A 25,250-nucleotide genomic window follows, 5' to 3' on the forward strand; every position below is an offset into this window, starting at 1 on the left:
CCGGAATTTCGGGGGCGGAATTCTAACGAAGAAAGCCGCGCAATGCGCGGCTTTCTTGAATCAGCGGTCAGATTGCCTGGCAATCAAAGACGCTGCAGGTCCCGCTGTGCCAGCTGAGCGGCTGAACTGCCCGGGTACTGAGCAACAACTTGCTGAAGGATACCCTTCACCTTGTCGGTGTGACCCAGGCGACGTTCGACGTCCGCCAGCTTGTAAAGGGAGTCAGGTACTTTGGCGTGCTTTGGGTAGAGCTGACTGACCTTTGCAAAGGCCTGACCGGCACCTTGAAGGTCGCCTTTGGCCAGATTCACTTCGCCCAACCAGTATTGGGCATTGCCCGCATACTGGCTGTTCGGGTATTTGCGCAGGAATGCCGCAAAGGCCTGACTGGCCTTGTCGAAATCCTTCGCTTTGATCAAGTCGAAAGCCGCGTCGTAGTAGAGCTTTTCTTTCGCTGGGTCACCGGGCTCGCTGCTCGCCTGGGGCGCTTGAGCGGCTTGTGACGCGGGTGCTCCGCCGGCGCTGGTGCCGCCGTCGGAAGCAGAATTGTTGGCAGCTGATGGGGCAGATGCGCCGCCAGCTCCGATACGGGAGTCGAGATCTTTGTAGCGATCCAGCGCTTCTTGCTTCATCTGCTGGATATCGTTCTGCTGGACTTCCACTATTCCGCGCAAGCGCGAAATTTCGTCCTGCATTTGCTGCAATTGCATGAACAGCTGACCTTGCGCCGAAGGCGCGGCCGTAGCCGCACCTCCGGCGTAGGCGCCAGACGTACCATAACCCGATGGCGGATAACTGCTACCAGCAGAGCCAGAGTTGTCATCGACCACAGGAACCGCACCCATCGCTGCAAGAGGAAGGGTGAGAGCCAAAACGGTTAAAGCACGTCGGCACGTTCGCATGTCAAATTACTTACGCAGTTCGACGCGACGGTTTTGAGCCCACGATTGCTCGTCGTTACCGGTAGCAACTGGACGCTCTTCACCGTAGGAAACGAGTTCCAGCTGAGCTGGCGAAACGCCTTGCAGAACCAGGTAGCGTTGAACGGCTTTCGCACGACGCTCGCCCAGTGCCAGGTTGTATTCGCGAGTACCGCGTTCGTCGGTGTTGCCTTCCAGAACTACGCGAGCGCCGTTGGCTTTCAGGTCTTTGGCGTGAACGTCCAGAGCGCGCATGGCTTCTGGTTTCAGGTCAGAACTGTCGTATTCGAAGTAGAAAGTAGTGATAGCGCGCAGAGCAGCTTCTTCGCTCAGGCTGCCATCAACAGCGCCAGAGTTAGCGCCGTAACCAGCGTTAGGATCTACAGCAGCGCCGCCAGCACCGGCATTGTCGCCGCCTTTGGACGAGCAACCTACAGCTACGGCCATGGCCAGAGCCAGCGCAGCAAATTTACCAAACTTCAGCATTTCCATCGTAAAACTCCTAATGAACCCCAAGTGTGTTAAGTACAACGTAAAGCGCCGCGTCAGTTCAGGTAAGGGGACCAGGAAGGTTCTCTGACTTCGCCTTGAGCGGTAGGAAGCGGGAGCCTTACGCGTCCATTAATGGACACGAGCATCAAGACTCCCCGGCCCTGCTGGCGGGTGGCGTAGATTACCATGGTGCCGTTAGGCGCAACAGTAGGCGACTCATCAAGGTTGCTGTCTGTGAGGATTTTTACGCTACCGCGCTGCAAATCCTGAGCCGCCACCTTGAAGTTGGTGAAGCCATCTTGACGATGGATCATCACCAGAGTCTTTTCATCCGCCGATAACTTAGGGTTGGCATTGTAGTTACCGATGAAAGTAACGCGCTCTGCCCCTCCGCCATTAATATTGGTTTTATAAATTTGTGGCTTGCCGCCGCGATCAGACGTGAAGTAAAGCGTCGAGCCGTCTTTACCGAAGAACGGTTCTGTATCAATGGAGGAATCGTTGGTCACTCGCGACAATTGACGCGACGCCAGATTCATCACATAGATTTCCGGGTTGCCATCTTTCGACAAGACCATCGCCAGCTTGCTGCCGTCCGGGGACCACGCAGGCGCGCCGTTCAGACCTTCGAAGTTGGTGATTTGCTCGCGGCGACCGGTGTCGATGTGCTGAACGAAAATGCGCGGACGCTTCTGCTCAAACGACACATAGGCAATGCGCTTGCCGTCCGGCGCAAAGCGTGGCGACAGGATCGGCTCACGGGATTGCAGCAGTGTCACCGCACGGGCGCCGTCGTAGTCCGAACGCTGCAGCGTGTAGCGAGTGTTGTCAGTGGAGAAACGCTCGGCAGTCACGTACAGCATACGGGTCGAAAACGCACCCTTGATGCCGGTCAGTTTTTCGAACGACTGGTCGGCGATGTAGTGCGACATATCACGCAGCTGGTCAGCTGTGCCCGAAACGTTGCCGGTCAGAACCTGCTGCTCGGTGGCCACGTTGAACAGTGCGTATTGGACCTGCAGGCGACCGCCCGAAGGAACGATGCTGCCGACCATCACGTACTGCGCGCCCAGTGCTTTCCAGTCGCGGAAGATGACTTCGCTGGCCTGGCTCGGCTGGCTGATCATGTTTTCCTTTGGAATCGGCGAGTAGTAGCCCGAGTTCTGCAGGTCGTTGCCAATGATCTTGGCCATGTCTTCCGGCAGGACGCTGCCGCCCTGCAAGCCAAACGGTACGACCGCGATAGGCGTGGCGCGGTCACTGCCGCTTGTTACCAGAATGTTCTTTTCGTCGGCAGCGGCAAAACCCGCTGCGCAACACAGAACGACAAGCATTCCTCGAAGAAGGTTAATCACAAGGCTAGGTCCTCAGGTGTGAATGTCATCTTGAATGAACGGTAAGGCGCGAAGTCCGAAGGCTTCATCCCCTGCATCTCTGTCAAACGACCAATATTCTTGACCGCCGCTACTGCTGAACTGTCGAAAGGACCATCGCCGCTGGACTTGCTCACCGTGACCGAAGTCAAGGTGCCGTCCGGCAACATGTTGATCTGCAGGACGACCGTCATGCCCTTGCGCGCAGAAGGTGGACGTGCCCAGCCTTCAGCGGCTCGAGAGCGAATCAAGTCATCGAAGCTGCCAGCCACTTCATCGCCACGCTCATCGGCCAGCGCCTGTTGGCGTTCCGGCTTATCGGAAAGCAGGTCGGCCAGTGCTTGCGCCTTCTTGTCTTCCGCCGATTTGCGAGCAGCGTCCTGGGCCTTCTTCTTCGCGTCCTCGGCCGACTTCTTCTTGGCATCCTCAGCCGCTTTCTTCTTCGCGTCTTCAGCAGCCTTTTTCTTGGCGTCGTCCGCAGCCTGCTTCTTCGCGTCCTCGGCAGCCTGTTTCTTGGCTTCCTCAGCGGCCGCACGCTTGGCGTCTTCCTCGGCTTTCTTCTTCGCGTCGTCTTCGGCTTTCTTCTTGGCTATATCAGCCAATTGTTTCTCTTCGGCGGTTTTCTTCGCGTCATCCGCTTTTTTGGCTTCGGCTTTCTTGGCGTCTTCCGCAGCCTTTTTAGCGTCATCGGCTTTTTTGGCGTCGTCAGCTTTCTTCGCTTCCTCGGCCTTTTGCTCTTCGGCTTTTTGAGCGGCATCGGCTTTCTTTTGTTCCGCCGCCTTCACCGCCTCTTGCTCAACTTTTTTCTGCTCCATCTGCTCGACTTCGGTTTGTCGCGCAGCGGATTTCTTCGCCTCACCGGCAAGCTTCTGGTTGGTCTGGGTGGTTGCCTGACTTTTTGATTTCAACTGATAGAGCGTGGCCTGAACAATCGGCCTGGCTTCAGGAAGCTCAGGCGTCATGGCGAAGCTGACGAACAACAAACCAAAAATCAGGACGTGCAGTCCTACCGCCCAGACGGACGGCCAGAAGTAGCTTTCCGAGGCGGACGGCTCTCGAATCGGCTGCATCAGGGGGCCTCGGTAATCAAACCAACGTTCCCGACCCCGGCCTTCTGCAACCCGCCCATCGTGCCCATGACGGCACCGTAGTCGACCGTCTTGTCGCCACGGATGAACACTTGAGTCTGCTTGCCAGCATCACGGCCGGCAGCAATGATTTTGGTCACTGCGCTGGTCAGTTGCGGCAAGGTCATGGCCTTGTCCATTTGCTTGTCGGTGTCGACTTCGCTGCCAAGGTTCCAGTAATAGGTCTTGTCAGCCTTGATCGAGATCGTCAGGACCTGATTGTTGTTGTCCTGCGGCAAAGCCTCGCTGGAGACCTTGGGCAGATCAACTTTCACGCCCTGGTTGATCATCGGAGCCGTCACCATGAAGATGACCAGCAGCACCAGCATCACGTCGATGTACGGCACCACGTTCATTTCGGCGACCGGCTTGCGCTTGTTGCGTCGGCCGCGAGCGATTAAAGCCATTGGGAAATACCTGCTTATTCTTCGCTGGTGTGCACTTTACGGTGCAGGATCGCCTGGAACTCGTCGGCGAATGTGTAGTAGCGACCGATCAGGTTCTCGCCACGAGCGGCGAAGCGGTTGTAAGCGATGACCGCAGGGATTGCTGCGAACAGGCCGATAGCGGTGGCGATCAGTGCTTCGGCGATACCCGGTGCAACCGTGGCCAGAGTGGCTTGCTGCGCAGTGGCCAGACCGCGGAAGGAGTTCATGATGCCCCACACGGTACCGAACAGACCGATATACGGGCTGGTGGAACCGACGGTTGCCAGGAACGGCAGGCTCTGCTCGAGCTTTTCTTCTTCACGGGAGATGGCAACGCGCATGGCACGGGCAACACCTTCCATCACCGCATCCGGATCGACGCCGGCCTGCTGACGCAGACGGGAGAACTCTTTGAAGCCCGCGCGGAAGATCTGCTCTACGCCGGAGTCAGGGTCCGGGTTGCTGCCAGCCTGACGGTAGAGCTTGGACAGATCGATGCCTGACCAGAAGCGCTCCTCGAAGCTGTCCAAGGCCTTACGCCCGGCGCGCAGCATGGCGCTGCGCTGAAAAATCATGATCCACGAGGTGACCGAGGCGGCCACCAGGATCAGCATTACCAACTGCACAACCACGCTGGCATTGCTGACCAAACTCCACATGGAGGAATGGTCGACGACGTTAGCTTCCACGCTGTATCTCCTGCTCTGAATGTGTACCCGCGCCGCCCTGCCCGGCAAAGGCCGTGCGCAGAGCTTCGGGAATGGCCCGGGGTTTCAAACTGTCGGCGCGCACACACGCCACCAAAAACTGCCCTTCGCAGAGCAGCACATCATCCGCAGCCCGCCTGACCTGTTGCTGAAAGCGCAGGCTGACGCGGTTCAATTCGATTACTTCGGCGCTGATCAGCAGTTCGTCGTCCAGCCGCGCGGGCTTATGGTACCGAGCCTCGCTTGAATGCACGACGAACAACAGGTTCTCGATACCCGCCATTGCGGATTGGGCAAAGCCCAGTTCCCGCAGTCGCTCGGTTCGAGCCCGCTCCATGAATTTCAGGTAATTGACGTAGTAAACGATGCCGCCGGCATCGGTGTCCTCGTAATAAACGCGACAACGATGTGCGAACGACTGAGCCCCGTTTTGCGCGCGCATACTCTAGTGCTTACTCCTCAGGTTGCCAATCCGGCCAGGCAACTGTTTTTCATCGTTTTTACTGCCTGTGGCACATCACTTTGCGGTGACTGCCCGTCAGACCACCAAACACCCGAATAAATCGGTTGATTGTGCATTTATTCGTCAGGGTCTTCGACCGGTTCATCCAGCACCGCACGGTCGCCCAGGCGCGAGGGAATGTTCAGACCGAAGTGCAGATACGCATGCCGCGTGACCATGCGACCGCGAGGTGTGCGCATCATATAGCCTTGCTGGATCAAATAGGGCTCCAGCACATCTTCAATTGTGTGTCGTTCTTCGCTGATGGCCGCCGCAAGGTTATCCACCCCGACCGGCCCGCCGTCGAACTTCTCGATCATCGTCAGCAGCAAGCGACGATCCTGGTGATCGAATCCGCGCTCGTCGACGTCCAGCAGGTTCAGCGCGAGATCCGCAATGGCCTTGGTGATCTCGCCCTTGGCGCGTACTTCGGCGAAATCCCTCACCCGACGCAGCAGCCGATTGGCGATCCGCGGCGTACCCCGTGCACGTCGGGCAATCTCGAATGCGCCTTCGTCCTCGATGTACAGCCCGAGAATTTTCGCCGAGCGCGACACAATCGTGGCCAGATCCGCAGTGCTGTAGAACTCAAGACGCTGCACGATACCGAAGCGGTCACGCAGCGGATTGGTCAGCATGCCTGCGCGAGTCGTCGCGCCGACCAGTGTGAACGGCGGCAGATCAAGCTTGATGGAGCGCGCCGCAGGGCCTCACCGATCATGATGTCCAGCTGGAAATCTTCCATCGCCGGGTACAGCACTTCCTCAACGATGGGTGACAGACGGTGGATTTCATCGATGAACAGCACGTCGTGGGGCTCAAGATTGGTGAGAATCGCCGCAAGATCACCCGGCCGTTCAAGCACGGGGCCCGAGGTGCTCTTGATCGATACTCCCATTTCCTGGGCAATGATATGCGCCAGTGTGGTTTTACCCAGGCCTGGCGGACCGAAGATCAGCGTGTGATCCAGCGCTTCACTGCGCCCGCGTGCCGCTTGAATGAACAGTTCCATCTGCTCACGCACGGTGGGCTGACCAATGTAATCGGCCAGGCTCAGCGGCCGAATCGCACGGTCCAGTTGCTCGTCACGGTCACGCCCGGTCGCGGCGATCAGACGGTCGGCGTCTATCACTTACAGCATCCCCTTCAGTGCGCGACGAATGAGGTCTTCGCTGCTGAGATTCTTGTCTTTTATCGCGGTCACCGCTTTGCTCGCTTCCTGGGGCTTGTAGCCCAGGGAAATCAACGCACTGACAGCATCCGACTCGGCCGTTGCCACTGGAATCGGCGCGCCCGGCCCGTCCGACACGAGCGCGAAGGTACCTGGCAACGAATCCCACGCTTTGAAGCGATCCTTCAGCTCAACCAGCAACCGCTCGGCGGTCTTCTTGCCAACGCCCGGGACGCGGGTCAGCGCGGAGGTGTCCTGCGCCTGCACACACCGCACCAACTCGTCCACTTCCAGCGTCGACATCAGGGCCAGCGCCAACTTCGGCCCGACGCCGTTCAGGCGAATCAGCTCGCGAAACATCTCGCGGTCACGCTTTTCGTAGAAACCGAACAGCAGGTGCGCATCTTCGCGGACCACCAGATGGATATGCAGCGTCACGATTTCGCCCAGATGAGGCAGGCGATACAGCGTGGTCATGGGCACTTCGACCTCGTAACCCACGCCGTTGACATCCAGTACCAGATGCGGCGGCTGCTTCTCGACCAACGTACCGCGTAGACGTCCAATCACGAATCAAATCCTTTCCAGGTGCCCATCGCCACGACGGGCCGTGCTAACACGAATAATGCCATCACAGCCGCAGACGTCCGCCACGACTGCGCGCCGTATTGAGGCCGTGAGGGATGAGGCTGGATCGGGTATGCGCGTGACACATGGCGATTGCCAGTGCATCCGACGCATCCACCTGAGGCTTGGTGGTCAGCTTGAGCAGGTGCATGACCATCATCATCACCTGATCCTTGTTGGCGCCGCCTGTTCCGGCAACGGCCTGCTTGACCTGAGTCGCGGTGTACTCGGCGATCTCCAGTCCTTCTTCGGCACCCGCAACAATCGCCGCACCGCGGGCCTGACCCAGCTTCAAGGCAGAGTCCGGGTTGCGCGCCATGAAAACTTTTTCGATGCCCATCGTCACCGGGCCGTACGTCTGGATGACTTCGCGCACGCCGCGATACACGATCTGCAGCCGCTCATGAAGCAAGCCTGTGCCCGTGCGAATGCAGCCCGAGGCCACGTACTCGCAGCCGCGCCCGGTATCACGCACCACGCCAAACCCGGTAATTCTTGAACCGGGGTCGATACCTAAAATAAGAGTCATAACGCCTGCAGCTTGAGAGGTAACGCGAACAATTGGACGCAGCATAAAGGCAGAAGCCGGAGGCCGATAGCGTTGATCATCAACGCTTCGTGCGCTCCGGCCTCAAGTTCCGAACGGGCAAAGGATCAGCCGAGCTGCTCCAGCACCTCGTCCGGGATTTCAGCGTTGGAGTAGACGTTCTGCACGTCGTCCAGGTCTTCCAGCATATCGATCAGCTTGAGGACCTTTTCCGCCATGTCCAGATCGAGCACCGCACTGGTGGTCGGCTGCATCACGATTTCCGCATCGGCGGGCGTGAAACCAGCGGCTTCCAGCGCGTTGCGCACGGCATAGAAACTGGAGAACGAAGTGAATACGTCAATAGAGCCATCTTCGTGGGTGACCACGTCGTCAGCATCCGCTTCCATCGCAGCTTCGATCAGCGCGTCTTCATCTACGCCCGGCGCGAAGGAAATCTGCCCCTTGCGCTCGAACAGATAAGACACCGAGCCGTCAGTCCCCAGGTTGCCGCCGCACTTGCTGAACGCATGACGCACGGCAGCCGCGGTCCGGTTGCGGTTATCGGTCATGGTTTCGACCATGACCGCAACGCCGCCGGGGCCGTAGCCTTCGTAACCCAGTTCGACCATGTCATCGGCATCGGCGGCGCCGGCACCACGAGCGATGGCGCGGTCGATGATGTCGCGACTCATGTTCGCGCCAAGGGCCTTGTCCTGCGCCAGACGCAAGCGCGGGTTCGACGCCGGATCACCGCCGCCCTGACGGGCAGCGACGGTCAGTTCGCGAATCCACTTGGTGAAGATCTTGCCTTTCTTGGCATCCTGACGCTCTTTGCGGTGCTTGATGTTCGCCCACTTGGAATGACCAGCCATAACACGCTCCAAACCTTGAAACACGCACGCCCGCGCTTGATCGCTCAAACGCAGACGCTTCACTCGAATCTTTGCCCGAAATGGGCGAGGCTCAGGGCGGACCGAATGGTCGGTCCGCCGAGCCCATGCCTAAAAGCCGACACGGCTTACTCGGCCTTCGGCGTCTCGCGCAGGCGGATGTGCAGCTCGCGCAGTGCCTTGGCATCGACCACGCCCGGTGCCTGGGTCATCACGTCCGCAGCACTCTGGGTTTTCGGGAAGGCAATGACTTCACGAATGGACTGAGCGCCGGTCATCAGCATGACCAGACGGTCCAGACCGAACGCCAGGCCACCGTGGGGCGGCGCGCCGTACTTCAGTGCGTCGAGCAGGAAGCCGAACTTCTCCTGCTGCTCGTCTTCGGAAATGCCCAGCAGACGGAACACGGCCTGCTGCATTTCCTTGCGGTGGATACGGATCGAACCGCCGCCCAACTCAGTGCCGTTCAGCACCATGTCGTACGCGCGTGACAGCGCGGTGGCAGGGTTGGCTTCGAGCTCGTCAGGCGAGCATTTCGGCGCGGTGAACGGGTGGTGCAGCGCGGAGAAGCTGCCGTCGTCATTTTCCTCGAACATCGGGAAATCAACGACCCACATCGGCGCCCATTCACGGGTGAGCAGGTTCAGGTCGTGGCCCAGCTTGATGCGCAGAGCGCCCAGTGCTTCGCTGACGATTTTGAATTTGTCCGCGCCGAAGAACACGATGTCGCCGTCCACTGCGCCCACGCGATCGAGGATCACGTTGAGGTTGGCTTCCGGGATGTTCTTGACGATAGGCGACTGCAGGCCTTCGACGCCCTTGGCGCGCTCGTTGACCTTGATGTAGGCCAGGCCTTTGGCGCCGTAGATGCCGACGAACTTGGTGTACTCGTCGATCTTGCTGCGCGGCATGCTTGCGCCGCCGGGAACGCGCAGCGCCGTCACACGGCACTTCGGATCGTTGGCAGGACCGCTGAACACTTTGAAATCCACGGCCTGAAGCTGATCGGCAACGTCAACCAGTTCCAGCGGGTTACGCAGGTCTGGTTTGTCCGAGCCATAGCGGCGCATGGCTTCTTCGAAGGTCATGTGGGGGAAGTCATCGAACTCCACATCCAGCACTTCCTTGAAGAGCTTGCGGACCATGGTCTCGGTGATGCCCATGATGTCCTCTTCGTTGAGGAAGCTGGTCTCGATGTCGATCTGAGTGAATTCAGGCTGACGGTCGGCACGCAGGTCTTCGTCGCGGAAGCACTTGGCGATCTGGTAGTAACGGTCGAAACCGGCAACCATCAGCAGCTGTTTGAACAGCTGGGGCGATTGCGGCAATGCGAAGAAGCTGCCTGGGTGGGTACGGCTTGGAACCAGGTAATCGCGAGCGCCTTCGGGCGTGGCACGAGTGAGGATCGGCGTCTCGACATCGAGGAAGCCGTTGCCGTCCAGAAAGCCACGGATGCTGGAGGTGATGCGCGAGCGCAGACGCAGCTTTTCAGCCATCTCCGGACGACGCAGGTCAATAAAGCGATACCGCAGGCGGGTTTCTTCGCCGACGTCGGAGTATTCGTTAAGCGGGAACGGCGGGGTTTCCGACTCGTTGAGGACTTCCAGCTCATAGCCCAGCACTTCGATCGCGCCCGACGCCATGTTCGGGTTGACGGCGCCAGCAGGACGCGCACGTACTTTGCCGGTCAGCTTGACCACGTATTCGCTGCGAACACGGTCGGCGATGGCGAAGGTGTCGGCACGATCCGGATCGAAAACCACCTGGGCCAGACCTTCACGATCGCGAATGTCGAGGAAAATCACCCCCGTGGTCGCGACGGCGATGGACCCATCCGCAAAGGGTAATTTCCTGACCTTCCAGGCTCTCGTTCAGTTGGCCGCAATAATGGCTGCGCATCATGATCGTGTGTTCACTTCTCGTAATTCGGAATTCGATGGAGCTTTCGCCCGTCGCCGGTGCAAGGGTGCGCAAGCTTTGGCATGCAGTCCGACCTGACGGTCAGTTACTGCCTTCCACAGTAAGGCGGGGGATTATATAGGGATAATCATCGCTGTGCAGCCGCGCAGCCCGATACCGGGCAAGAAGATGTCGGCGCGCGGCGTGGAGGCCGCGTTGCCGCCAGCGAATGCAGGCCCGCCGCAACGGGCCCGCTGAAATCAGGTCATGTCGGGGACGGCGTCAACCGCAGGCCCTCGGCACTCAATACGTGCGCCACGCACACGACGCGGATCAGGCCGCTGAAATTCTTGACGCCGCCGTAGCGCAGGTGAACCTCGCGATCCACGTAGGACAGCACGGCGTTGATGGAGCAATCGTTGAAACGTGCCATTTCGGACAGAATATTCCAGTACACCTCCTCAAGTCGCAAGCATGTGGCCAGCCCATTCAGCCTCACCGATCTGGCGTGCGGCTGGGCCAGGCTCATGTTGAAATTTTCGATAAACGGGTCGCCCCGGGCGTTTAGACATTGGGTGGGCTCCCACCCCTCTCGGGCAGTATCCAGGTTCATGCAGGTCCCCCATGTTGCGATCACGGATAGGGCATCGACACCTTCGCAATCAGTTGAAAAGAGGTGCCTATCAAGCCGTATTCCACAAGGCGCAACCAGCAGAAGGAGCACTTTGAACCTGTAGGAGATCACCACGCTGCAGGGGTGATTTTCGAGAGCCAGCAAACGGCCCAGGCCCTATCTCCCTTGAGGTGTTAGATATGTATTTTTTGTCGGTTTATTTCTTCCCGTTCAGCCAATCGCCATAGTCAGCCCGACTCGAAAAACAGGGGAAATGCGTTTTACAGGTGAGCGCTATGAGCAGAGGGATTTGATACAGGGGATGAATCAGGAGGGGACTGTCGTGCAAGGCGGGGGACAGCAGTGCGGAGCGGGCACTCGTTACGTTGCCCGCGCCTGTGTTTCTTTGATCCGCTGGTGATTACTGGGCTTCGAGCATCGAGCGCAGCATCCAGGCGGTTTTCTCATGCACCTGCATGCGCTGGGTCAGCAGGTCTGCCGTTGGCTCGTCGCTGACTTTATCCAGCAACGGGAAAATCCCACGGGCAGTACGGGTGACCGCTTCCTGGCCCTGAACCAGCGAACGAATCATGTCCTCGGCCGCAGGTACGCCCTCTTCTTCCTTGATCGACGACAAGCGCGCGTAGGTCGAATAGGTGCCCGGCGCCGGGAAGCCCAGTGCGCGGATACGTTCGGCAATCTGATCCACCGCCAGCGCCAGTTCGTTGTATTGCTCTTCAAACATCAGGTGCAGCGTACGAAAAGCCGGGCCAGTCACGTTCCAGTGAAAGTTATGGGTTTTCAGATACAACACATAGGTGTCTGCCAGCAGGCGGGAAAGACCGTCCACGATGGACTTGCGATCTTCTTCGCTGATGCCGATATCGATTGCCATGTTCAGCCCTCTTCTATGATGGTTTATTGTCAAACGACTGCCGCCCACTCTACCAAGACCATTGACCCTGCGCAGCCATCTGTCGGGATTAGTTCAGCGACAACCATCGCAGTCAGACCCCACTTCCTTTAATGGAGACGATCGGGCTGGCGCGTTGTTTATCCCGGCCGCTCTGGCGCGAGCCTTTGACCGGAATAAAAAAACCGACATACAGCCACCCTCACCGGTCAACACGTGAGCTAAGCGCTTGATTTGAGTAGCTCTCGGCTTTGCTGTTAAATACAGACGCGCTGCCGCCAAAGTGCCGTCCGGCTGCAGCGCATAGGCAGGACCGACACTCGTGCATCACGCCTCCCTTTTTACTCGAAGCGTACCGAAGGTCACCCGCTATTTCCTTGTGATCCATCTTAATGTGAGTCATCGAAATGTTGAAAATAGTCCACCTGCTAACGGGCGCAGCTGCCCTGCTGCTGTCTTTCATCCCCAGCCTTCGTAGTGAAGCGCTGTCTTCTTACCTGTCCCAACCGGATGCGCTGTACCTGGCGCTCTTCGGCCTCATCAACCTGGTGCTTGCGCCAGTGATTCCTTACTGGAACAAAGGTCCACGTCATCAACTGCAAAACCTGGTCAGCGGCTTGCTCGTGCTGGCCGTCGTGCTTCAAATCCTCACGCTGCTCGTTCCGCTCGAAACCATTGCTGGCCAACCGGCCGTTCTGGTCAGCCTGCTCGCCGTCGTCGTTGCCGTGGCGTTGCACCTGGCGGTCAGCTTCTACCGGTCCTCCCCTGCGCCTGCCGCCCAGTCCCAGGATCTGGGCAATCGCGATACAGGCACGGTGAAGTGGTTCAACACCTCCAAAGGCTTCGGATTCATTTCCCGGGATTCGGGCGACGACATCTTCGTGCACTTTCGCGCCATTCGCGGTGAAGGCCACCGCGTTCTGGTCGAAGGCCAGCGTGTCGAGTTTTCGGTGATGAATCGCGACAAGGGCCTGCAAGCGGAAGACGTCATCGCTGCGCTCCCGCGCCGTTAACTTCGCCACATAAAAAAACCGCGCTGAGAGGCGCGGTTTTTTTGGCTGAAATTCCTGCCCGGCTCTCTTCCCTTTAATAATGAGGAGGGCGAGAGTCTTCAACGAAATCGTCGCCCTGCCCGCCCATTTCCTCCTGACGCTTGATCAGGGCTGCGATCTGTAACTCCAGACGATCAAGGCTACGCTGCTGGGTGACCAACACGTCGTTGAGCGCTTGAATGGTATCGTCCTGAAAGGCCAGTCGACTCTCCAGCTCCATGACACGCGATTCGAGATCCATGGTCAGCCCTCCTTAAAGGTGAATGCTTCGGTCAATTCGGACTTCAGTTGCGCGCTGATCCGCGCTACCTCCTCCGGCGTATATGGCTTGGCCGGATGTTTGCCCCACACTGGCGCTGGCCACGCCGCGTCGCCAACACGGCGAACAATGACGTGCATGTGCAGCTGATTGACCACATTGCCCAGCGCAGCAACGTTCATCTTGTCCGCCTGAAACGTGCGATCAAGTACGGCCGAGAGGGTGGTGGTTTCTTTCCATAACTGCACCTGGTCCGTTTCGGACAGTTGGAACACTTCACTGATATCTGCACGCTTGGGCACCAGAATGAACCAGGGGTAACTGGAATCATTGGACAGCAGCAGCGTGCACAGCGGGAAGTCGCCGATCGGTAGTGTGTCTTGCAGCAAGCGCGGATCTAGAACAAACACGAAAAATTACTCCTGATCGCCGATTTGATTCATCGAGCCGATTGACTGGCCCGAAAAGAAAGTCTTGGGTAGCGGAAAGAATACGCGCGAATTCCTGAGGATTCATCCGGCACAACGGTTCAGAGCATTTTGCGGATTTGCTGTTGATCGATGATCACCGCAAGCCCACCCCGCACTGGCAGTGAGCGAAAAAAAGGCCGCGCACCGACATGAAGCAGCTGACCGCTGGCGCAGACCGCGCAAAATCAGCTAGCAAATTCCGGGTAACGCCAGTGAATCCGGGGCTGCAGGACGCGTTTCGGGAGCAGGGCTGCGTGCAGCATGCTCGCCAACTCGCCGGACTCGGGGCTGAGGAACCAAACGCAGGCAGTTGTGCGGCACGGTGCACCAAAAAGACTCAGATCAAGCCCGAATATGTGACAGCCATCCGCGAATTACCCACTTTTGAGGGGTGACAGGTAACGTCAGTGACACCTGCCCGCGCTATTCTCAACAAAATCGCCGTTGCAAAGCAGGCTATCTAAAATATTTTTATCATCTATATTCAATAGCTTGGCGCTGACATCGAATGTTTTTACAGCGCTTTCGACATTTTTTTCATGTTCGTCGAAATTTTGTGCACGGTTGTTGCTTTGTCACACACAAGCTTGAAGGCGAGCGTGTCGCAAGACAGGCCAGGACCGAAGGGATGCAGCGATGCTTAGCAAGGTAGCTGGAGAGGCTGGACTCGATGAGGGTGTGAACGAGTCCAGCATTGAACATGACCCGGTAGTTGCACGATTGAAGAATTTGGAGCTGTTCAGTACCGACATGGACAGAGCGGGCGGCGACAAGGCCGTAAAGAAATAGAAAGGATAGGTTTGTCACTATCGCCATTAATGTCAGCGTGTTGTAGATTTCGCCGACACCAAAAAGAAAGAAGCCGGCCAGATAAAAAAACAGGTGGACGGCAGTACTCTTCTTAAAAACCAAAGGAGCAAAGTCACGATGAGAGTGATGAAGTGGAGCGCAATCGCACTGGCCGTTACTGCAGCCAGCACCCAATTGGCATCGGCTGCGGCATTCGTAAGCGATCAGTCCGAAGCAACTGGTTTTGTAGAGGGGAGCAAGCTCGACGTTAAGGCTCGTAACTACTATTTCAACCGCCACATCCTGCACGACGAAGGTCGCAAAGACCAACGTGACTGGACCCAAGGTTTCTGGGGCAACTTCACTTCGGGTTACACCCAGGGCCTGATCGGCGTAGGTGTCGATGCCTTCGGCTATGCCGGCTTCAAGCTTAGCGGCGACGACAAGCACTCTGGTTCCGGCAACCTGACGCTGGACACCACACCCAATTCCGACGGCTTCCGCGACAACCACGACAGCTTTGGTAAGGCCGGTGGCGCAGTCAAGTTCCGGGTTTCGAAAACCGAACTCAAAATTGGTGACATGCAGCCTCAGAACCCAGTGTTCGCGGTAGGTGGCTCGCGCCTCTTGCCACAGACCGCAAGCGGCCTGAGCCTGCAGAGCAGCGAAATCTCGGGCCTGGATGTTGAAGCCGGTCATTACTACTCGGGCACCAGCCAGAACGATACCAGCCACGATGGCTCAATCTTCGCTCAATACGCTAACGTGCAGGCCAAGTCCGCTGACTTTGGCGGCGGTAAATACTCCATTACCGACAACTTGGGCGTTGGTTTCTACTACGCCAAATTGGAAGACGTGTGGAACCAGTACTACGGCAACATCAACTACGCACTGCCGTTGACTGACGACCAGGCCCTGGCCTTCGACTTCAACATCTATAACACCAAAGATACCGGCAGTGCCAAAGCCGGGGCGATCAGCAACACCGCATGGTCGGGTTCGGCTGCTTACTCCTTCCTGGCGGCGCATACGTTGACACTGGCATTCCAGAAAGTTAACGGCAATACGCCGTTCGACTACATCGGTATCGGTGACAACAACAAAGGCGGCGACTCGATCTTCCTTGCGAACTCGATTCAATACTCCGACTTTAACGCTCCTGGCGAAAGATCGTGGCAAGGTCGTTACGACTTGAACATGGCCACCTACGGCACGCCGGGCCTGAGCTTCATGGCCCGTTACGTCAGCGGTACCAACATCGACGGCACCCGTGGCAACAACGCTATTTACTCAGGCCTTTACGGCGCTGACGGCAGCCACCACGAAACCAACGTCGAGGCCAAGTACGTCGTTCAGGCTGGCCCTGCAAAAGACCTGTCGTTCCGTATTCGTCAAGCATGGCACCGTGCCAATGCCGACGAAGGCGAAGGCGATGTCAACGAGTTCCGTCTGATCGTCGACTACCCGATTTCGGTCCTGTAATCGCACTGTCTGACACTCGTTAACGAAAAGCCCGGCCTTCGCGCCGGGCTTTTTCATGGGAGCATGTGTGACATTCCCTCCCTTCGCAACGCCCGCCCGGCCTGTACTCAGCGATACCACCACCGTACAATCCCGAATCATTTCCCAGCCACCGCAACCGACAACGGCCGACCATGCGTACCAGTCAATATTTGCTCGCCACACAGAAAGAAACGCCATCCGATGCGGTCGTGATCAGCCATCAGCTGATGCTTCGTGCCGGCATGATTCGCAAACTTGCCTCCGGTCTCTACACCTGGCTGCCCATGGGCCTGCGGGTGTTGCGCAAGGTCGAAGCGGTGGTTCGTGAAGAAATGAACGCAGCGGGCGCGCTGGAAGTGTTGATGCCGGGCATTCAGCCAGCGGAGCTGTGGCAAGAGTCGGGGCGCTGGGAGCAATACGGCCCTGAGCTGTTGCGCCTGAAAGACCGCCACGATCGGGACTTCTGTGCAGGCCCGACCCACGAAGAAGTCATCACCGATCTGGCTCGCAACGAACTCAACAGCTATAAACAGCTGCCGATCAACATGTACCAGATTCAGACCAAATTCCGTGACGAAATCCGCCCGCGCTTCGGTCTGATGCGCGGCCGCGAATTCATCATGAAAGACGCCTACTCCTTCCATGCGACCCAGGATTCCCTTCAGGAAACCTACGACCGCATGCATCAGGCGTACTGCAACGTCTTCACCCGCCTGGGCCTGAACTTCCGCCCTGTGGTGGCTGACAACGGTTCCATCGGCGGCGCGGGCTCCCATGAGTTCCACGTGCTGGCCGAGTCCGGCGAAGACGACATCGTGTTCAGCGACACCTCCGACTACGCCGCGAACATCGAAAAAGCCGAAGCCATTCCACGCGAAACCAGCCGCCCTGCGCCGACTGAAGAGCTGCGCCTTGTCGACACCCCGGACGCCAAGACCATCGCGGCGCTGGTCGAGCAGTTCAATCTGCCGATCGAAAAGACCGTCAAGACCCTCGTCGTGCACGCGGCTGAAGAAGGCAAGCTGATTGCGCTGATCATCCGTGGCGATCACGAGCTCAATGAAATCAAGGCCTCCAATCTGGAGCAGGTCGCCAGTCCGCTGGTCATGGCCTCAGAAACCGAACTGCGTGAAGCCATTGGCGCCGGCGCGGGTTCCCTCGGCCCGCTGAATCTGCCACTGCCGTGCATCATCGACCGCTCGGTTGAACTGATGAGCGACTTCGGGATTGGCGCCAACATCGACGACAAGCACTACTTCGGCGTCAATTGGGAGCGGGACTTGCCGGTTCCGGCCGTGGCTGACCTGCGCAACGTCGTCGCCGGCGACCCAAGCCCGGATGGTCAGGGCAATGTGATCATCAAGCGCGGCATTGAAGTCGGGCACATCTTCCAGCTGGGGACCAAGTACAGCGACGCGATGAAGTGCCAGGTGCTGGGCGAGAACGGCAAGCCGGTCACGCTGACCATGGGCTGCTACGGGATTGGTGTGTCGCGGGTTGTGGCTGCCGCCATCGAGCAGAACAACGACGCAAACGGCATCATCTGGAGCGACGCACTCGCGCCTTTCCAGATTGCCCTCGTGCCGCTGCGTTACGAAACCGATGCCGTCAAAGAGGCCACCGACACGCTGTACGCCGAACTGACGGCTGCGGGCTTCGAAGTGTTGCTGGATGACCGTGACAAGAAGACCAGTCCGGGGATCAAGTTCGCCGACATGGAACTGATCGGCATTCCGCACCGCATCGTGGTCAGCGACCGTGGCCTTGCCGAGGGTAACCTCGAGTACAAGAGCCGCACCGAAGCCGAAGCGCAGGCCCTGCCTGTTGCCGATGTGTTGTCTTTCATCAAGGACCGGATCAAGCGCTGACCGGATTGCGCGCCTGCGACTATGCAGGCGCGCATTCATCCGCCACGCCTCTGCGATGCGCCTTACCTGCACCTAGAGATCTCATGTTCAAGCGAAATCCCTCACGTCTCGCAGGCGCTGTGTTGTGCACCAGCCTGTTTCTCGGCGGCTGTGCCAATCAACTGTCTCAACGCAGCGAGCATGAAGAACGTGTCGAGCGCAAACTGCTCGACCACAGTTTTCAGGTCGACCTCGGCGAACCCAGGACGCTGGAATTGCCCCAGCGCCGGATACGGATCCACGAGTTGAAAACCTTCGACATCACCGAATTCGAAGTCACCCGGCACTACGACCGATATACGCCGTATCAGCCGTGGCGGGAAATCTATGAAATCCCGCTGGGCGCCGTCGCCATCGTTGCGGGCATTGGCGCGAACGTGGTCAACCTGTTGACGCTTGGCAGCCTGCCCGACAGCGTCACCAAGGACTGGCTCACTTACGGCGTCGCCGGCGTCAACCCGTTCATGAACGCACCCTCCCATGGCCGTGCGCAGCAAAACCTGGCCGGCATCGACGAGGTCCAGCGCGATCATCGCGTCGAGCATTCAAGCCTGCCCTGGAGTGACGCGCCGGTTGAAGTCACTGCGGGCAAAGAGACCCATGAGCTGACGACGGACCGTAACGGGGGCTGCGCGTCAACCTGCTGGACAGCCCGTTCGCCGAACAGAACCTCAGTTATGTCACCCAACTGAACATCAAAGTGCAGGATGACCAGAGCAACGTCCAGGCAACCGCCACGTTGCCACTGAGCAAATCACTGCGCGGCAAGCTGATCGAGGCGCACGACCTGATCTACGACGACCTGGAAGACGACGAGGTGAGCCAGTGGGTGCATCGCGTCAAGCGTCTGTCCGAATTAGGCCTTGAAGATGAAGCGAGTGAGCTGGAACAGTCCCTGATCGAGCTGACCCGCAACGATCCGCAACTGCAGCACGAATTCCTTCGGTCACTGGCCAAAGACGCTGGCCGACTGGTCGCGGTACCGCCGGGCAGTGAATAACCTCAGCTGAACAGCTCCAACTGCTCGTGGGCAGCCCGAAGGTCATGAAGGCGCACGCCAATTCCCAGCAATCGCACCGGTTTGCCGCCGCGTGCGAAGGCCTGGGTCAAGAGTTGCTCATAACTGCTCAAGTCCCGCCCTGCTCCCGCCTGTTCCAGCGTTGTCTGGGTGAAGTCGTGAAACTTGACCTTCACGAACGGCTTGCCGGGGCGGTAAAGGCTATCGATCCGCGCAATCCGGTCGTTCAACGTTTCCAACAATGCCGGCAGCCTCAACAGACAACTGGCGAGATCCGGCAGATCGGTGTCGTAGGTGTTTTCGACACTGACCGACTGGCGCCGATTGTCGTTCTGCACGGGCCGCTCATCGACGCCATGGGCCAGGTTCCACAGCCGCTCGCCGAATGAGCCGAATTCGCGCACCAGCGACAGTTTGCTCCAGCTGCGTAAATCGGTGCAGGTAACAATGCCGAGACGGCCAAGCTTGTCGGCAGTCACTTTGCCAACGCCGTGCAGTTTGGACACCGGCAGTTGGGAGACAAACTCTTCGATCTGATCGGGCGTGATCACGAACAGCCCGTTCGGCTTTTTCCAGTCGCTGGCGATCTTGGCCAAAAACTTGTTTGGGGCCACGCCGGCGGAAACCGTGATGTGCAACTGATTGGAGACCCGGCGGCGAATGTCCTGGGCGATACGCGTTGCGCTGCCGGCGAAGTGCTCGCATTCCGTGACATCCAGGTAAGCCTCGTCCAACGACAGCGGCTCGATCAGGTCGGTGTAATCGCGGAAGATGGTCTGGATCTCTTTCGAGGCTTCTTTATAGGCATCCATCCTCGGCTTGACGATGGTGAGGTCCGGGCACAGCGTCAGTGCATGCCTGGACGACATCGCCGAGCGGATGCCGTAGGCCCGGGCCTCGTAGTTGCAGGTGGCGATCACGCCCCGCCGTTCTGCCGACCCACCGACTGCCAACGGCTTGCCAGCCAGACGCGGATCGTCGCGCATCTCAATAGCGGCGTAGAAGCAATCACAATCGATATGGATGATTTTGCGCTGCGGCATCACACAGGGTCGTAGGAAAACAGGCGCGCAGTATCTCATTCACGGGCCTGTCTGACACTGAATATGCCTCATTCCCTACGGAATGTACCCTTCACTAAACCCGCCCCAAACGCGCTGAAAGCGAGGCGCGCCTTAGCTGGCCGCCACAGGCCCAATGCTAACCGCTTGAAGAAAAAGCATTTTTTTCTGCCGTTTGCTTGACACCCCGGCGATCCTCTGTAGAATGCCGCCACACAGACGCGGGATGGAGCAGTCTGGTAGCTCGTCGGGCTCATAACCCGAAGGTCGTCGGTTCAAATCCGGCTCCCGCAACCAAACATCAAAAAAGGCTACTCGAAAGAGTGGCCTTTTTTGTGGGCGTCATTTGAGCGAGCCTGCTCCCTTCGCTATCTCCCTCTCTCCCTTCATATAAATGAAACAAGGCCCGCGGATGATGCCCACCTGTCTTTAGGCGCGGATTGCGATAAAAGCCTTGTCCAACCGCCACTTAGGCCTACTGACGCCGCCGATTCGGTTATTTTGTCGATCTCTGGCATTAAAGGTTGACACTTTGTCGTTCGACTGTAGAATGCCGCCACACAGACGCGGGATGGAGCAGTCTGGTAGCTCGTCGGGCTCATAACCCGAAGGTCGTCGGTTCAAATCCGGCTCCCGCAACCAACATCTAAAAAGGCTACTCGAAAGAGTGGCCTTTTTTTGCCTCGCTGAAAGTTCACGAACAGCGGGCCGGAATCCTTGTCACATCCCCACTACCGGGGTGCGTTCATCCGAGAGGTCTTGTTACTGTATGTTGCCGGGCGATAGTTTTGATCTCCCCTGCCGATACGCTGGCCAGCGACTGAACCTAGACTGAACGGCCACCGATACGTATCCGTGGTATTCGCTCGTTAGACGTTGAAGCGCTAACATCCTGAATTATTTTTTGCGTAGGGATTGGTAACTTGGCTGTATACCTCCATCCTGTCGCGCACGATCCAAGGAGTGATTGATGCGCGCCAACCCGTCCGACACAAATGAAGCAGTGACGGAGAATCCTCCGACTCCCCCAAAACGACTGCGTCTACGCGAACTGGTGAGCAAGTATCGTCAACCCATCGGCTTGGGCGTCACGATCCTTCTGTTTGCCGTTGCCCTGATCGCCTGCCGGCACATGCTGACCGAGCTGGACATCTACGCGCTCCAGGACTCGCTGCTCAGTGTGCCTGTGCCTTCTCTGGCTGGCGCGGTGCTCGCGACAGCCATCGGTTTCGTGATTCTGCTGGGCTACGAGTGGTCCGCCAGTCGCTACGCCAATGTCGATCTGCCGCCGAAGTCGCTGATCATGGGCGGATTTTGCGCGTTCGCCATCGGTAACGCGGTAGGACTGTCGATGCTGTCCGGCGGCTCGGTTCGTTACCGCCTCTACTCGCGATTGGGGCTGGGTGCGGGCGAAGTTGCCCACATGACGCTCTTTGCCAGCCTGTCATTGGGTTGCGCACTTCCTCCACTGGCTGCACTCGCCACCTTGAGTGACCTGCCCTCCGCTTCGCTGGCACTGCATGTGTCGGTGCCGGTATTGGCAACCGCAGCGGTTGCGGTGCTGGCGATCAGCGTAATCCTGGGTTACGCGATCTATCGCCGACGCTTGCCGGAACAGACGATCCCGCATAACTTGCTGGTCCGCGCCGGACGCCGCACCCTGCGTCTGCCGGGCGTACGGCTGACCCTGATGCAACTGGTGATCACCGCGCTGGACGTCGCCGCCGCTGCCGCCGTCCTTTATCTGTTGCTGCCCTCTGCCCCGCCCTTCGGCGCATTCCTGCTGGTTTACCTGCTGGCCCTGGCCGCTGGCGTTCTCAGCCACGTGCCCGGCGGGGTCGGCGTCTTTGAAGCCATTCTGCTCGCCGCCTTTGCCGACGAATTGGGCGCCGCACCGCTGGCCGCCGCGTTGCTGCTGTATCGCCTGATCTATGTGGTGATGCCGCTGCTCATCGCCTGTCTGGTTCTGCTTTACAGCGAGGCCAAGCGACTGTTGTTCGCGCAACAAGCCATGCGCGTTGCTTCAGGGCTGGGCGCCCTGATTCTGGCGCTGCTGGTGTTTCTCTCTGGCGTGGTACTGCTGTTTTCCGGCTCGACTCCCGAGATCGACACCCGTCTGGAGAGCCTCGGATTTCTCATTCCCCATCGACTGATCGACGCTTCGCACTTCGGCGCCAGCCTGATTGGCGTGCTTTGCCTGTTGCTCGCACAGGGTCTGCGTCGACGTCTTTCGGCGGCGTGGATGCTGACCACCATCCTGTTGTTTGTGGGCTCCATTCTGTCGATCCTCAAGGGTTTCGACTGGGAGGAAGCGAGCCTGCTGCTGCTGACCGCGTGCCTGCTGGCGATCTTCCGTCGCTCGTTCTACCGGCCGAGCCGCTTGCTGGAATTGCCGTTTTCGCCGCTGTATCTGGTCGCCAGTGTCTGCGTACTGGGCGCTTCGATCTGGTTGCTGCTGTTCGCCTATCAGGACGTGCCGTACAGCCATCAGTTGTGGTGGCAGTTCACGCTGGACGCCGACGCACCTCGCGGCCTGCGTTCGGCGCTGGGCAGCGCGGTGTTGCTGCTGATCGTCTCGCTGACCTGGCTGCTGCGCACCGCACGCCCTGTGATCAATCTGCCGGACGAAGCGCAACTGGCCAAAGCGGCGGAGATCATCAAAGCGTCCAGCCAGCCCGATGGCGGCCTGGTGCTAACCGGCGACAAAGCCGTGCTGATGCACCCGGACGGCAACGCTTTTCTGATGTACGCCCATCGCGGCCGCAGTCTTGTTGCGCTGTACGATCCAATCGGCCCGACCCAGCAACGGGCCGAGCTGATCTGGCAGTTCCGCGATCTGTGCGACGTTCACCATGCCCGCCCCGTGTTCTATCAGGTGCGTGCCGAGAACCTGCCGTTCTATATGGATATCGGCCTGACCGCGATCAAGCTGGGCGAAGAAGCCAGGGTCGATCTGCACAAGTTCGACATCGAAGCCAAGGGCAAGGAAATGAAAGACCTGCGCTACACCTGGAATCGGGGTGGGCGCGACGGCCTTTCGCTGGAAATCTACGAAGTGGGCCAGGCGCCCATGGAAGAGCTGAAAGTGATCTCCGATGCGTGGCTGTTGGGCAAGAACGTGCGCGAGAAGGGCTTCTCGCTGGGCCGCTTCAGCCTGGATTACCTCAAGCATTTCCGCATCGCCATCGTCCACTTCCAGGGCAAACCGGTCGCGTTCTCCAATCTGCTGGAAACCTCGCGCAATGACCTGGCGAGCCTGGACCTCATGCGCTCGCACCCGGAAGCGCCAAAGCTGACCATGGAGTTCATGATGGTCGGGCTGATCCTGCATTACAAAAAGAAGGTTACGCCCGCTTCAGCCTCGGCATGGTGCCGTTGTCCGGGTTGCAACCACGGCGGGGCGCACCCCTGACCCAGCGTTTGGGTTCGATGGTGTTCAGTCGTGGTGAGCAGCTCTACAACTTCCAGGGCCTGCGCCGTTTCAAAGACAAATTCCAGCCTGACTGGGAACCTCGTTATATGGCCGTGCCCGCAGGACTTGATCCGCTGGTGGCACTGGCAGATACCGCCGCCCTGATCGCGGGCGGCCTGACTGGATTGGTGAAACGCTGATGATTCAACGCTACTGGCGCTTTTTGCTCGCAGCCCTGGTAATTCTGGTGGTGGCATTGGGTTTCTGGCTGTGGAACCGCCCCGCCGCGCAACCTACTCTGGAACACATCACGCTGGATGACGGCTCTGCGCTGACCCGCGTAGTGCCCTCGACCAAGGTGAAAACCCAGGTCGCGCTGGCCGTTACCACCGAAGAATCGCTGACCGAGAAACAACTGCTCGCCTTGAGCTATGACGCTTCGGCCCGGGTCATTCAAGTGACGCTGCCGAAGGACGACTGCCAGCTTCAGGCGAAGACCTTCAATGCCGCACTGCAAAAGCTCGACGGCGCACCGGATCTGGTCGCCGGGGTCGGATCAGGCGCTTCCCTGGCCTGGCGCTGGCTGGCCGGCCAGACCAACGACAACGCCCGGGCCATCTCGGTCGGCTTCGTGCGCGATCAACCGGGCTGTACCGATCCTGTGCCGAAAGCCGCTGCGCACGGCAAATGGACGGTCGCCTGGAACGATGGCCCCGACGACGAGAGCGCCACGCTGGTACGGGACGCACCCAACACCGAAACGAGCATCAGCGACTACGACATCAAGTACCCGCAGGTGCTGAACAACGAAGTGCGCCGTCGCCTGATTGGGGGTGACGACAACGGCGGCTTGAACATACCTGTGGTTGAGGTGCCGTCTTCGCAGCCCTCTGACACGGTGACGCTGTTCCTCTCCGGCGACGGTGGCTGGCGCGACCTTGACAAGGACGTGGCGGGCGACATGGCGAAAATGGGCGGCTACCCGGTGGTTGGCATCGACACCCTGCGTTACTACTGGGAGCACAAATCGCCTGAACAAACCGCCGCTGACCTGACTGAGCTGATGGCCCATTACCGGCAGAAATGGGGTGCCAAGCACTTTGTGCTCGCGGGTTATTCCTTCGGTGCCGACGTACTGCCCGCGATCTACAATCGCCTGCCGGAAGAAGACAAGGCGCGAGTTGACGGGATTATCCTGCTGGCCTTCGCCCGCACCGGCAGCTTCGAGATTGCCGTCGAAGGCTGGCTGGGCGCTGCCGGTAAAGAAGCGGCGACAGGGCCTGAGATGGCCAAGCTGCCCGGCGACAAGGTGCTGTGCGTCTACGGCATCGAAGAGAAGGATGAAAGCGGCTGCACCGAAGCCACCGCGCCTGGCGAGAAGATGCAACTGCCCGGCGGCCATCACTTCGACGAAGACTACCCTGCCCTGGCCAAGCGCCTGAGCGCGGTGATCGACAAGTGGAAGGGCAAAGAGCCCGCCGCCGAGTAATCCCCCACCCATAAAAAATCCCCGCTCTCTTGCGATTGCGGGGATTTTTTTGTTTTCGGGGTCTGCCCAAGCCGGGTACCACCTGGAATACGCGCCATC

19 protein-coding genes, 2 tRNA genes and 4 pseudogenes are annotated in these 25,250 nt (G+C 58.8%); 8 read left to right on the forward strand and 17 right to left on the reverse strand.

Annotated elements, in window-relative coordinates; translation table 11 throughout:
* Window positions 1–83: 83 nt before the first annotated feature.
* The 14 genes and pseudogenes from ybgF to JN403_RS23710 all read right to left on the reverse strand — a co-directional run bounded on the left by ybgF (window position 84) and on the right by JN403_RS23710 (window position 12,173).
* The gene (ybgF, locus tag JN403_RS23645; protein WP_205484562.1) at window positions 84–902 is read right to left on the reverse strand and encodes a tol-pal system protein YbgF; all 819 of its coding nucleotides are present in this window, start codon (window positions 900–902) and stop codon (window positions 84–86) included.
* A 6-nt stretch (window positions 903–908) separates the two neighbouring features.
* On the reverse strand, window positions 909–1,412 hold the full coding sequence (gene pal, locus JN403_RS23650; RefSeq protein WP_065989719.1) for a peptidoglycan-associated lipoprotein Pal: 504 nt from the start codon (window positions 1,410–1,412) through the stop codon (window positions 909–911).
* A gap of 53 nt (window positions 1,413–1,465) precedes the next feature.
* On the reverse strand, window positions 1,466–2,746 hold the full coding sequence (gene tolB, locus JN403_RS23655; protein WP_172613050.1) for a Tol-Pal system beta propeller repeat protein TolB: 1,281 nt from the start codon (window positions 2,744–2,746) through the stop codon (window positions 1,466–1,468).
* A 17-nt stretch (window positions 2,747–2,763) separates the two neighbouring features.
* Entirely contained in the window at window positions 2,764–3,855 is a 1,092-nt protein-coding gene (gene tolA / locus JN403_RS23660; RefSeq protein WP_172611030.1) for a cell envelope integrity protein TolA, read from the reverse strand.
* Window positions 3,855–4,310 carry a protein TolR gene (gene tolR, locus JN403_RS23665; RefSeq protein WP_172613049.1) on the reverse strand — a complete coding sequence of 152 codons (456 nt, stop codon included), beginning with the start codon at window positions 4,308–4,310 and terminating at the stop codon, window positions 3,855–3,857. The genes tolA and tolR overlap by 1 nt, the downstream gene beginning before the upstream one ends.
* A 23-nt stretch (window positions 4,311–4,333) precedes the next feature.
* Window positions 4,334–5,029: a protein TolQ gene (gene tolQ, locus JN403_RS23670; RefSeq protein ID WP_122537415.1), complete on the reverse strand. Its 696-nt coding sequence runs from the start codon at window positions 5,027–5,029 to the stop codon at window positions 4,334–4,336.
* Window positions 5,019–5,489 (reverse strand): tol-pal system-associated acyl-CoA thioesterase, encoded by a 471-nt coding sequence (ybgC, locus tag JN403_RS23675; RefSeq protein WP_205484563.1) that lies wholly within the window; start codon window positions 5,487–5,489, stop codon window positions 5,019–5,021. Before ybgC ends, tolQ begins: the two co-directional genes overlap by 11 nt.
* Window positions 5,490–5,626: 137 nt before the next feature.
* Window positions 5,627–6,681: pseudogene (gene ruvB, locus JN403_RS23680) on the reverse strand (Holliday junction branch migration DNA helicase RuvB).
* The gene (ruvA, locus tag JN403_RS23685) at window positions 6,682–7,290 is read right to left on the reverse strand and encodes a Holliday junction branch migration protein RuvA (RefSeq protein WP_122537412.1); all 609 of its coding nucleotides are present in this window, start codon (window positions 7,288–7,290) and stop codon (window positions 6,682–6,684) included.
* Between the two features lie 61 nt (window positions 7,291–7,351).
* Complete coding sequence (ruvC, locus tag JN403_RS23690; protein WP_065989739.1) at window positions 7,352–7,876, reverse strand: crossover junction endodeoxyribonuclease RuvC; 525 nt, start codon at window positions 7,874–7,876, stop codon at window positions 7,352–7,354.
* A gap of 125 nt (window positions 7,877–8,001) precedes the next feature.
* The gene (locus tag JN403_RS23695; RefSeq protein WP_065989740.1) at window positions 8,002–8,748 is read right to left on the reverse strand and encodes a YebC/PmpR family DNA-binding transcriptional regulator; all 747 of its coding nucleotides are present in this window, start codon (window positions 8,746–8,748) and stop codon (window positions 8,002–8,004) included.
* Between the two features lie 146 nt (window positions 8,749–8,894).
* A pseudogene (gene aspS, locus JN403_RS23700) lies at window positions 8,895–10,668 on the reverse strand (aspartate--tRNA ligase).
* Between the two features lie 262 nt (window positions 10,669–10,930).
* Window positions 10,931–11,278, reverse strand: coding sequence for a ribbon-helix-helix domain-containing protein (locus JN403_RS23705; RefSeq protein ID WP_205484565.1), 348 nt, complete (start codon window positions 11,276–11,278; stop codon window positions 10,931–10,933).
* A 421-nt stretch (window positions 11,279–11,699) separates the two neighbouring features.
* Window positions 11,700–12,173, reverse strand: coding sequence for a Dps family protein (locus JN403_RS23710; protein WP_074893279.1), 474 nt, complete (start codon window positions 12,171–12,173; stop codon window positions 11,700–11,702).
* 425 nt (window positions 12,174–12,598) lie between these two features.
* On the opposite strand from JN403_RS23710, the gene JN403_RS25840 reads away from it, so the two are divergent.
* The gene (locus tag JN403_RS25840; RefSeq protein WP_122537409.1) at window positions 12,599–13,204 is read left to right on the forward strand and encodes a cold-shock protein; all 606 of its coding nucleotides are present in this window, start codon (window positions 12,599–12,601) and stop codon (window positions 13,202–13,204) included.
* A gap of 73 nt (window positions 13,205–13,277) precedes the next feature.
* Here JN403_RS25840 and JN403_RS23720 read toward each other — a convergent pair whose 3' ends face one another.
* Window positions 13,278–13,484 carry a SlyX family protein gene (locus JN403_RS23720; protein WP_172611023.1) on the reverse strand — a complete coding sequence of 69 codons (207 nt, stop codon included), beginning with the start codon at window positions 13,482–13,484 and terminating at the stop codon, window positions 13,278–13,280.
* A 2-nt stretch (window positions 13,485–13,486) separates the two neighbouring features.
* Complete coding sequence (locus JN403_RS23725) at window positions 13,487–13,912, reverse strand: HIT domain-containing protein (RefSeq protein WP_205484566.1); 426 nt, start codon at window positions 13,910–13,912, stop codon at window positions 13,487–13,489.
* 987 nt (window positions 13,913–14,899) lie between these two features.
* On the opposite strand from JN403_RS23725, the gene JN403_RS23730 reads away from it, so the two are divergent.
* The 3 genes and pseudogenes from JN403_RS23730 to JN403_RS23740 all read left to right on the forward strand — a co-directional run bounded on the left by JN403_RS23730 (window position 14,900) and on the right by JN403_RS23740 (window position 19,171).
* Complete coding sequence (locus JN403_RS23730) at window positions 14,900–16,243, forward strand: OprD family porin (protein WP_122537406.1); 1,344 nt, start codon at window positions 14,900–14,902, stop codon at window positions 16,241–16,243.
* Window positions 16,244–16,416: 173 nt separating this feature from the next.
* On the forward strand, window positions 16,417–18,132 hold the full coding sequence (locus JN403_RS23735) for a proline--tRNA ligase (RefSeq protein WP_205484567.1): 1,716 nt from the start codon (window positions 16,417–16,419) through the stop codon (window positions 18,130–18,132).
* 83 nt (window positions 18,133–18,215) lie between these two features.
* Window positions 18,216–19,171: pseudogene (locus JN403_RS23740) on the forward strand (hypothetical protein).
* 2 nt (window positions 19,172–19,173) lie between these two features.
* Here JN403_RS23740 and dinB read toward each other — a convergent pair.
* Entirely contained in the window at window positions 19,174–20,232 is a 1,059-nt protein-coding gene (gene dinB, locus JN403_RS23745) for a DNA polymerase IV (RefSeq protein ID WP_122537403.1), read from the reverse strand.
* 238 nt (window positions 20,233–20,470) lie between these two features.
* Here dinB and JN403_RS23750 point away from each other — a divergent pair.
* From JN403_RS23750 to JN403_RS23765, 4 genes and pseudogenes are all read left to right on the forward strand, one after another.
* Window positions 20,471–20,547 (forward strand) — tRNA-Met (locus tag JN403_RS23750).
* A gap of 268 nt (window positions 20,548–20,815) precedes the next feature.
* Window positions 20,816–20,892 (forward strand) — tRNA-Met (locus JN403_RS23755).
* A 328-nt stretch (window positions 20,893–21,220) separates the two neighbouring features.
* A pseudogene (mprF, locus tag JN403_RS23760) lies at window positions 21,221–23,862 on the forward strand (bifunctional lysylphosphatidylglycerol flippase/synthetase MprF).
* Window positions 23,862–25,151: a virulence factor family protein gene (locus JN403_RS23765; RefSeq protein WP_205484568.1), complete on the forward strand. Its 1,290-nt coding sequence runs from the start codon at window positions 23,862–23,864 to the stop codon at window positions 25,149–25,151. The pseudogene mprF and the gene JN403_RS23765 overlap by 1 nt, the downstream one beginning before the upstream one ends.
* The last annotated feature ends 99 nt before the right edge of the window (window positions 25,152–25,250 follow it).

Origin of the sequence: Pseudomonas sp. 15A4, from assembly GCF_016925575.1 — a bacterium.
Classification (GTDB): Bacteria; Pseudomonadota; Gammaproteobacteria; order Pseudomonadales; family Pseudomonadaceae; genus Aquipseudomonas.

What these genes read in the sequence shown, in the direction of transcription:
- ybgF (WP_205484562.1), bottom strand. Translation starts at nt 902, where the DNA reads ATGCGAACGTGCCGACGTGCTTTAACCGTTTTGGCTCTCACCCTTCCT.
- pal (WP_065989719.1), bottom strand. Translation starts at nt 1,412, where the DNA reads ATGGAAATGCTGAAGTTTGGTAAATTTGCTGCGCTGGCTCTGGCCATG.
- tolB (WP_172613050.1), bottom strand. Translation starts at nt 2,746, where the DNA reads ATGCTTGTCGTTCTGTGTTGCGCAGCGGGTTTTGCCGCTGCCGACGAA.
- tolA (WP_172611030.1), bottom strand. Translation starts at nt 3,855, where the DNA reads ATGCAGCCGATTCGAGAGCCGTCCGCCTCGGAAAGCTACTTCTGGCCG.
- ybgC (WP_205484563.1), bottom strand. Translation starts at nt 5,489, where the DNA reads ATGCGCGCGCAAAACGGGGCTCAGTCGTTCGCACATCGTTGTCGCGTT.
- ruvC (WP_065989739.1), bottom strand. Translation starts at nt 7,876, where the DNA reads ATGACTCTTATTTTAGGTATCGACCCCGGTTCAAGAATTACCGGGTTT.
- JN403_RS23695 (WP_065989740.1), bottom strand. Translation starts at nt 8,748, where the DNA reads ATGGCTGGTCATTCCAAGTGGGCGAACATCAAGCACCGCAAAGAGCGT.
- JN403_RS23705 (WP_205484565.1), bottom strand. Translation starts at nt 11,278, where the DNA reads ATGAACCTGGATACTGCCCGAGAGGGGTGGGAGCCCACCCAATGTCTA.
- JN403_RS23710 (WP_074893279.1), bottom strand. Translation starts at nt 12,173, where the DNA reads ATGGCAATCGATATCGGCATCAGCGAAGAAGATCGCAAGTCCATCGTG.
- JN403_RS25840 (WP_122537409.1), top strand. Translation starts at nt 12,599, where the DNA reads ATGTTGAAAATAGTCCACCTGCTAACGGGCGCAGCTGCCCTGCTGCTG.
- JN403_RS23720 (WP_172611023.1), bottom strand. Translation starts at nt 13,484, where the DNA reads ATGGATCTCGAATCGCGTGTCATGGAGCTGGAGAGTCGACTGGCCTTT.
- JN403_RS23730 (WP_122537406.1), top strand. Translation starts at nt 14,900, where the DNA reads ATGAGAGTGATGAAGTGGAGCGCAATCGCACTGGCCGTTACTGCAGCC.
- JN403_RS23735 (WP_205484567.1), top strand. Translation starts at nt 16,417, where the DNA reads ATGCGTACCAGTCAATATTTGCTCGCCACACAGAAAGAAACGCCATCC.
- dinB (WP_122537403.1), bottom strand. Translation starts at nt 20,232, where the DNA reads ATGCCGCAGCGCAAAATCATCCATATCGATTGTGATTGCTTCTACGCC.
- JN403_RS23765 (WP_205484568.1), top strand. Translation starts at nt 23,862, where the DNA reads ATGATTCAACGCTACTGGCGCTTTTTGCTCGCAGCCCTGGTAATTCTG.